Raw genomic sequence first — 8350 nt, forward strand, 5'->3', positions numbered from 1 at the left:
TTTCTCAACTGGTCGCGCTAAGAGAAAGCTGCAGGATCAGTCGTCTGTCCCAACTTCTTCGATGAAAGAAAAAAGCTCGGACTGGCGCGGCAGGCCGGCACGTGCGCCCGGCTTGCGGCATTTCAGCGCCGCCGCGGCCGAGGCCAGCCGGACTGCCTGACCCGCATCCAGCCCGCCGGCCAGAGCCCAGGCGAAGCCGCCATGGAAGGCGTCGCCGGCGCCGTTGGTGTCGACCACCTCGACCGGGAAGCCGGGCTGGTGGCGCAGCCCGCCCTCGCCTTCCTGCCAGAAATATCCCGCCGCCCCCCGCGTCACCCCGGCATGGCGCGGCCCTGCCGCCCGCACCGCCGCCAGGGATGCTTCCAGCGGCGCCGCGCTGAATTCCGCCAGCCCGCCCTCGGAAAACATGGCGTAGTCGGTCAGTCCCAGCAGCGGGCGCAGATCCGGGATGTCGGAGACATCGGCGTCCAGGATGGTCGCAACCCCGGCCGCCCTCGCCGCGGCGAAGAGCGCCATGGCCCCCTCGATCCAGCGCAGGTCGGCCAGCACGGCATCGGCGCTGTTCACCTGGGCCACCGGCAGAAAACCAGGATCGGCGTCGAGGCGGTCGCCGTCGTGATGCGCCAGCAGCCGCTCGCCGGCGGCGTCGATGATCACCGCCGAGGTGGCGGAGATGGCGCCGGCCACGCAGCGCAGCCCGTCGGTGGCGACGCCCTCGCCCTCCAGGCTGGCGCGGATCTCGGCCCCCGGCGCGTCGTCGCCGACCCTTCCCCAGAGCGACACCCGCGCCCCCAGCCGGGCCGCGGCCACCGCGGCGGAGGAGGCCATGCCGCCGCCATTGGCGAAGGCGGCCAGCGCCTTGACCTTGCGCGGGCCGGGCGGGAAGCGCTCAATGACATAGGAGCGGTCGAGCGTCGCGTGCCCCAGGCAGATGATCCGGGGCGCAGGCTTGGGCGGCAGCATGAGGCGGGTCCGGCGCAGCGTCAGGCACCCATCGGAGCCTGGGCCGTGGCCGCCGGCAAGCCCCCGGCCAGGATGTCGCGCCCGGCTTCCTCCAGCGCGCTCGCCAGGCTGCGCGCCAGCTTCTCCCGCGCGCCGCGCGCCAGGACCAAGCCGACGACGCGGTCATAGGCGCCATCCCCCACGGGGATGCGGCGGATCGGTTGCCCGGCCGGCGGCTTGATGCCCCAGTCGGGCAGCAGCGAGACGCCCAGGCCTTGGGCCACGAGAATAACAATGGCCTCCTGCGCATCCAGCTCGAACAGCTCGCGCAGCGGCAGGTCGAGGTCGCCCAGCGCGCGGTTGACCAGGCGGCCGCTCCAGGCAGCGCGGTCCATGCGGATCAGGGGCGCGGCGGACAGCAGCTCGGCGGCGGTGGCCCCCGGCATGGCGGCCGGCGCGATCAGCGTCATCGGCTCCCGTCGGACGGGGTGCCAGTCGAGGCTCTTGGGCAGGGAAAAATGCGGCTCGACGATCAGGGCGCAGTCCAGCTCGCCGGCCTCCAGCATGCGGTAGAGCAGCGCCGAGGTGCCGGGCAGCACCCTGATCTCCATGCGCGGATGCCGCTCGGCCATGCGCTTCAGCGCCGGCGGCATCAGGCTGATCAGCGCCGTCGAGATGGAGCCGACCCGCAGCTGGCCGCGCAGTTCGCCCAATTGCACCCGGGCGCGCAAGGCCTCGACGCGGGCCAGGATCTCGGCGGCCGGCTCCAGGATCGCCTGGCCGGCCTCGGTCAGCACCAGGCTGCGGCCACGCCGGGTCAGCAGCGGCGCGCCCAGCTCGCGCTCCAGCGCCGCCACCTGCTCGGCGACGGTGGCGTGCGCCAGGCCGAGGCGCCGGGCGGCGGCGGCCAGCGATCCGGCCTCGGCGACGGCGCAGAGGGTGGCGAGGAAGCGGGTGTTCATGGCGGCGGCCATCACATCACGGAAAATCCGTCAGGTGAAGACGGCGCCCCGGGGGTTTACCCGGGATGCCGGCTTGGCCAGGATCGCGCCCGGAAAATAGCGCCCAGGAGAGAACGCCAGTGCTCGACCACACCGCCAAGGGGGTCTACCCCATCGCGCCGACCCCCTTCGATGCCGAGGGTCGCATCGACTATGCCTCGGTCGACAAGATGACCGACTTCTACCTGGAATGCGGCAGCACCGGCATGACCGTGCTGGGCGTCATGGGCGAGGCCCCGAAGCTGGACGGCGCCGAGGCGCTGGAGCTCGCCACCCGCTTCATCACCCGCGCCAAGAGCGTGCCGGTCATCGTCGGCGTCTCCGCCCCGGGCTTCGCGGCGATGCGGACGCTCGCCCGCGCCGCCATGGACAAGGGTGCGGCCGGCGTGATGATCGCCCCGCCCAACACGCTGCGCACCGACGACCAGATCGTCACCTATTACCGCCAGGCCAGCGAGGCGATCGGCGAGGAAATCCCCTTCGTCATCCAGGACTTCCCGCAGACCTTCTCCGTCGTCATGACGCCGAACGTCATCCGCCGCATCGTCCAAGACAACGCGGCCTGTGTCATGCTGAAGCATGAGGACTGGCCCGGCCTCGAGAAGATCTCGACGCTGCGCGGCTTCCAGGCCGACGGCTCGATGAAGCCGATTTCCATTCTTTGCGGCAATGGCGGCCTCTTCCTCGACTTCGAGGTCGAGCGCGGCGCCGATGGCGCCATGACCGGCTATGCCTTCCCGGACATGCTCTGCGACATCGTCCGCCTGCAGGCCGAGGGCAAGCGCGACGAGGCGCATGACCTGTTCGACGGCCACCTGCCGCTGCTCCGCTACGAGCAGCAGCAGGGCCCGACCGGCCTCGCCGTCCGCAAGTATGTCATGGCCCGCCGCGGCATCATCGCCTCCGACGCGCAGCGCAAGCCGGGCGCGGCGCTCTCGGCCAAGGCGAAATCCGAGGTCGAGTACCTGCTGTCCCGCGTCGCCCGCCACGACCCCCGCGCCGGCAAGCTGGGCTGAGCCATGGCGCCGATCACCGTCCTGGAGCCGGAAGCGCTCTATCCCGACGACAGCTTCGAGCAGCCGATCTTCGGGGGGCGCGTCGCGCTCCACCGGGGCGGCGGCCTCGGCAGCTACGACACGCTGCCGAAGGCGCTCAGCGACGAGGCGGAAGGCCTGTTCGTCTTCCGCAACTGGCTGACCGCGGAGGACCTGGCGCGCTTCCCGAAGCTGAAGGTCGTGGTGCGTCTCGGCGTCGGCTATGACCGCGTCGACCGCGCCGCCTGCGCGGCGCGCGGCATCAAGGTCTGCAACGTGCCCGATTACGGCACGTCCGAGATCGCCGACCACGCCATCGCCATGACCCTGGCGCTGCGCCGCGGGCTGCTGCTGCACCACGACGTGCAGCGCAGCGACCCGCCGGCGGCCTGGAACTACCTGGACGCGCCGGTGATCCGCCGGCTCAACGTGCAGAACTTCGGCATCGTCGGGCTGGGGCGCATCGGCACCGCCGTCGCGCTGCGCGCCAAGGCGCTGGGCTTCAAAGTTTTTTTCTATGATCCGAAGCTGCCGAACGGGGTGGATCGGGCGCTGGGCATCAACCGGTGCCGCAGTTTGCAGGAACTTCTGCCGCAGTCGGACGTGCTGTCACTGCACTGCCTGCTGACGCGGGAGACCAAGGGCCTGATCGGCGCGGCCGAGCTGGCGCAGCTGCCGAAGGATGCCGTGCTGATCAACACCGCCCGCGGTCCGGTGCTGGACCTCGACGCGGTGGAGGCCAACCTGCGCAGCGGGCATCTGGCCGGCGCCGGCCTCGACGTGCTGCCGGTCGAGCCGGTCCCCCTGCCCGAGCCGCCGCTGCTGCAGGCCTATCGGGCGCGGGAGGAATGGCTGCGCGGCCGGCTGATCGTCACGCCGCACAGCGCCTTCCACGCGCCGGAATCCCTGCTCGACATCCGGGTGAAGGGCGCCGAGACCATGCGGGATGTCTTGCTCGACGGCTTGTCGACCAACGTCATCCCGCCTGAGTCTGATTGACAGGAACCCGGGCGGGCCGTTCGCAGCCCGCCCGAACTCGCCTTAGATGGCGGGCATCGGGCCGACCATCAGCTCCGGCCGCACCGCCTCGTCGAAGGCCGGGCCATCGATCCAGCCGCTGGCCAGCGCCGCCTCGCGCAGGGTCGAGCCCTCGACATGCGCCTTGTGCGCGATCTTCGCCGCCTTGTCGTAGCCGATCACCGGCGCCAGCGCGGTCACCAGCATCAGCGAGCGGTCCAGCAGCTCGGCGATGCGGGCGCGGTTCAGCTCGGTCCCCTCGATGGTGTAGCGGCGGAAGGTGCCGGCCGCATCGCCCAAGATCCGCGCCGAGCGCAGGAAGTTCATGATGATCACCGGGCGCATCACGTTCAGGTTCAGCTGGCCCTGGGAGCCGGCGAAGGCCACCGCCGCATCCTCGCCCAGCACCTGGGTGCAGACCATGACCATGGCCTCGCACTGGGTCGGATTGACCTTGCCCGGCATGATCGAGGAGCCGGGCTCGTTCTCCGGCAAGGTCAGCTCGCCCAAGCCGCAGCGCGGGCCGGAAGCCAGCCAGCGGATGTCGTTGGCGATCTTCAGCAGCGCCACGGCGACGCCGCGCAGCCCAGCCATGCCGGCCACCATGGCGTCCAGCCCGCCGAGGGCCGCGAACTTGTTCGGCGCGGTGCGGAAGGGCTGGCCCGCCAGCGTCGCGATCTCTTCGGCGATGGCCTCGGCGAAGCCGGCCGGCGCGTTCAGCCCGGTGCCGACCGCGGTGCCGCCGGCGGCGAGCTCCAGCAGCCCGTCGATGCTGCGCTCCAGGTTCGCCAGTGCGTCGCGCATCTGCCGCGCCCAGCCCGACCATTCCTGGCCGACGGTCAGCGGCACCGCGTCCTGCAGGTGGGTGCGGCCGATCTTGACGACATCGGCCCAGAGCCGCGCCTTGTCCTCAATGGCGGCGGTCAGCGCCTCCAGGCTCGGGATGGTGCGATGCCGCAGCTCGAGCACGGCGGCGACATGCATCGCCGTCGGGAAGGTGTCGTTCGACGACTGCGCCATGTTGACGTCGTCGTTCGGGTGCACCAGCCGGCCGGCGCCGATCTTGCCGCCCAGCAGCTGCGAGGCGCGGTTGGCGATGACCTCGTTGGCGTTCATGTTGGTCTGGGTGCCGGAGCCGGTCTGCCAGACGAACAGCGGGAACTCGTCGTCGAGGGCGCCGCTGATCACCTCGTCGGCGGCGGCGGCGATGGCCTCGGCCTTGGCCTGGTCCAGCCGGCCGGCGCGGGCATTCACCAGGGCGGCCGCCTTCTTCACATAGCCGAAGGCGTGGGGAATGCCGGCGGGCATGCGGTCGGCCGCGGTGCCGATCGAGAAATGCAGCAGGCTGCGCTGGGTCTGGGCGCCCCAGTAATGCGCGGCGGGAACCTCGATCTGGCCCATGGAGTCGCTCTCGGCGCGGCTTCCGGTGGCGTTGGTCCCGATGGGCAGCTTCTGCATGCGATCCTCCGTCCTGGATGGGCGCGCCCGGCGCCCTGCTCCCGTGGCATGTGGTGCGCGCGCCCGGGCAGACCAGGGCGCGCAAACTTTGAATATGCGACGCATTCTCAATAATCCGGCGAAGGCGTCGCGGCAACCGGGCCAGGTGGCTGAGGGTCCGTCGCGCGCTCGTGTCCACGCCATCACCGAGGTGACGCTTGCCGCCGCGCCGGCGCCGCGTCTAGGTTACGGCCGCGCAATCCAGCGCTGCAGGGAGGGTTCCATGGACATCATGCTTCATCGCGAGCCGCCCCTGCCGCCGATGATCCTCGCCATCGGCCGCCCACGGAGCGGGGGAATCCCCCCGACCGCGGGCCCCGCGCAGGACCGCTAGGTCGCCGGCGGCCGCCGCCGCCCCGAGACCTCCCTCGCCTTCCTTCCGCATCGCTGCGCCGTGGGGTTGACCTTCGCAGGAAGCGTCGCTGCCCGGCTTGCGGCCCCCATTAGAGGCCGCCCGGATCCGCCGGGCGGGACGCATCCGTGACCCCCGACCCGAAGCCGGCGGAGCCTTTCCGCCGGGTGATCCCCTTCCTGCTGCGCCAATGGGCGCGGCATCCCTGGCTGCTGGCCGCCATCCTGGGCGGCATGGGGCTGGCCACGCTGACCGACGTGCTGGTGCCGATCTATGCCGGGCGGCTGGTCGAGGCCATCGCCTCGGCCGGCCCCCTGGACGGAAGCGACCGCGAGGCGGCGCTGGACCAGGCGCTGGCGGCGCTCGGCCTGCTGGCGCTGCTGGGCCTGGCGCTGCTGGCCGGGCGCGTCGCCGGCATCCTGGGCGTCATCGCCCTGACGCTCCGCAGCATGCAGCACAGCGGCGCCGGCGCCTTTGCCCGGGTGCAGCGCTTCTCGGCCGACTGGCATGCCAGCGGCTTCGCCGGCGCCACCGTGCGGCGGATCAGCCGCGGCATCTGGGCGATCGACCTGCTGAACGACACCATCCTGATCGCCCTGCTGCCCTCGGCCCTGGTGCTGGTCGGCGCCACGGTGACGCTGGGCTGGCGCTGGCCGGCCATGGGGCTGCTGGTGGCGGTCGGCGGCACGCTCTACGTCGCCATGACGCTGTTCCTGTCGCTCCGCTGGGTGGCGCCGGCGCTGCGGCTGTCGAATGGCTGGGACAGCCGGCTGGGCGGCGCCATGGCGGACGCCATCGGCGCCAACACCGTGGTCAAGGCCTTCGCGGCCGAGGCGCGGGAGGATGACCGGCTGGGCTGGCTGCTCGACAAGTGGCGGCGGCGCACGCGGCGCGGCTGGCAGCGCGGCACCGCCTCCGAGGCGCTGCAGATCGCCACCCTGCTGGCGCTGCGCATCGCCGTCATCGGCATCGCCCTGCTGTTGTGGTGGCGCGGCGAGGCAGGGGCCGGCGACGTGGCGACGGTGCTGACCATGTTCTTCATGGTGCAGGGCTATCTGCGCGATGTCGGCTACCACATCAGCAATCTGCAGCGCGGCATCAACGAGATGGAAGAGTTCGTCCAGCTGTTCCACACGCCGCAGGGGATTGCCGATGCGGCCGATGCGGTGCCGGCGCAGGTCGCCGCCGGGACGATCGAGTTCCGCAAGGTGACCTTCCGCTATGGCGGCCATGCCGAGCCGCTGTATCGCGACCTCGACCTGACCATCCGCGCCGGCGAGAGCGTCGGCCTGGTGGGCCCCTCCGGCTCGGGCAAGACGACGCTGGTGAAGCTGATCCAGCGGCTGCATGACGTCACGGGCGGCGCGGTGCTGATCGACGGGCAGGATGTGCGCGGCGTCACCCAGGCCTCGCTGCGGTCGCGCATCGCCATCGTGCAGCAGGAGCCGGTGCTGCTGCACCGCTCGCTGGCGGAGAATATTTCCTACGCACGGCCGGGGGCTTCGATGGCGGACATCGCGCGCGCCGCCCGGCTGGCCAATGCCGAGGACTTCATCGAGCGGCTGCCGCGCGGCTACGCGACCCTGGTGGGGGAGCGCGGCGTCAAGCTGTCGGGCGGCGAGCGGCAGCGGGTGGCGCTGGCCCGCGCCTTCCTGGCCGATGCGCCCATCCTGATCCTGGACGAGGCCACCTCGGCGCTGGATTCGGAGAGCGAGGCGGCGATCCAGCAGGCCATGGCCCGGCTGCTCCAGGGCCGCACCGCCGTGGTCATCGCGCATCGCCTGGCGACGGTGCGCGCCATGGACCGCATCCTGGTCTTCGACCGCGGCCGGGTGGTGGAGGAAGGCAGCCATGCCAGCCTGCTCGACCGCCCGGCCGGGCTCTACCGCCGGCTGTTCGAGCGGCAGGCGCTGGAGCTGACCCAAGGGCACTGAACCGGCCGATCCCGGGCGCGGCATTGCCAAGCCGCGCCCGGCTGCCTAGAAAGGGGGCGACATCAAGAGTTGGGCCGACGCCCGACGCCAACCTGCCCGCCCGGGCAAGGTGGCGCCTCCTGGTCTTCCAGGGGGGATGTGGCCGAACCGGCAAGTATTCGGGTCCCTGCCACAGCGCGTCCGTCCGGCTCCCCCACCAGCCGAGGCCCCGCGCCATGCCGATCAAGATCCCCGACGACCTGCCCGCCGCCGCGACGCTCGCCGCCGAAGGGGTCATGCTGATGCGCGAGACGGATGCGGTGCGGCAGGATATCCGCCCGCTGAAGATCGGCCTGCTGAACCTGATGCCGAACAAGGTGCGCACCGAGACGCAGATCGCGCGCCTCCTGGGCGCGACCCCGCTGCAGATCGAGCTGACCCTGGTGCGGATGACCAACCACGTCGCCCGCAACACCCCGAGCGACCATATCTTCTCGTTCTACAGCGACTGGGAGAGCGTCCGGCGCGAGCGCTTCGACGGCTTCATCATCACCGGCGCGCCGGTGGAGACGCTGCCCTTCGAGGAGGTCACCT

7 protein-coding genes and 1 riboswitch are annotated in these 8350 nt (G+C 71.6%); of the genes, 4 read left to right on the plus strand and 3 right to left on the minus strand.

Translation table 11 applies throughout. The annotated features are described in order from the left end of the window. Nucleotides 1-36: 36 nt before the first annotated feature. Nucleotides 37-963 (minus strand): PfkB family carbohydrate kinase, encoded by a 927-nt coding sequence (locus BKE38_RS26930; RefSeq protein ID WP_076960279.1) that lies wholly within the window; start codon nucleotides 961-963, stop codon nucleotides 37-39. A 20-nt stretch (nucleotides 964-983) separates the two neighbouring features. Continuing rightward, nucleotides 984-1916: a LysR substrate-binding domain-containing protein gene (locus BKE38_RS26935; RefSeq protein ID WP_242662584.1), complete on the minus strand. Its 933-nt coding sequence runs from the start codon at nucleotides 1914-1916 to the stop codon at nucleotides 984-986. A 107-nt stretch (nucleotides 1917-2023) separates the two neighbouring features. Here BKE38_RS26935 and BKE38_RS26940 point away from each other — a divergent pair, with 107 nt between their 5' ends. Together BKE38_RS26940 and BKE38_RS26945 are read left to right on the plus strand one after the other, a co-directional pair. After that, nucleotides 2024-2959: a dihydrodipicolinate synthase family protein gene (locus BKE38_RS26940; RefSeq protein ID WP_076960280.1), complete on the plus strand. Its 936-nt coding sequence runs from the start codon at nucleotides 2024-2026 to the stop codon at nucleotides 2957-2959. Between the two features lie 3 nt (nucleotides 2960-2962). Then, nucleotides 2963-3976: a C-terminal binding protein gene (locus BKE38_RS26945; RefSeq protein WP_076960281.1), complete on the plus strand. Its 1014-nt coding sequence runs from the start codon at nucleotides 2963-2965 to the stop codon at nucleotides 3974-3976. A 42-nt stretch (nucleotides 3977-4018) separates the two neighbouring features. On the opposite strand, the gene fumC is transcribed toward BKE38_RS26945, so the two are convergent. After that, complete coding sequence (gene fumC / locus BKE38_RS26950; protein ID WP_076960282.1) at nucleotides 4019-5452, minus strand: class II fumarate hydratase; 1434 nt, start codon at nucleotides 5450-5452, stop codon at nucleotides 4019-4021. 519 nt (nucleotides 5453-5971) lie between these two features. Here fumC and BKE38_RS26955 point away from each other — a divergent pair. Beyond that, complete coding sequence (locus BKE38_RS26955; protein ID WP_076960283.1) at nucleotides 5972-7777, plus strand: ABC transporter ATP-binding protein; 1806 nt, start codon at nucleotides 5972-5974, stop codon at nucleotides 7775-7777. A 54-nt stretch (nucleotides 7778-7831) separates the two neighbouring features. After that, nucleotides 7832-7945: riboswitch (SAM-I-IV-variant riboswitch) on the plus strand. A 47-nt stretch (nucleotides 7946-7992) separates the two neighbouring features. Then, nucleotides 7993-8350: homoserine O-acetyltransferase/O-succinyltransferase family protein (locus tag BKE38_RS26960; RefSeq protein WP_165694296.1), on the plus strand; the 358-nt coding region annotated here is incomplete at its 3' end.

This window comes from Teichococcus deserti (assembly GCF_001982615.1).
Lineage (GTDB): Bacteria > Pseudomonadota > Alphaproteobacteria > Acetobacterales > Acetobacteraceae > Pseudoroseomonas > Pseudoroseomonas deserti.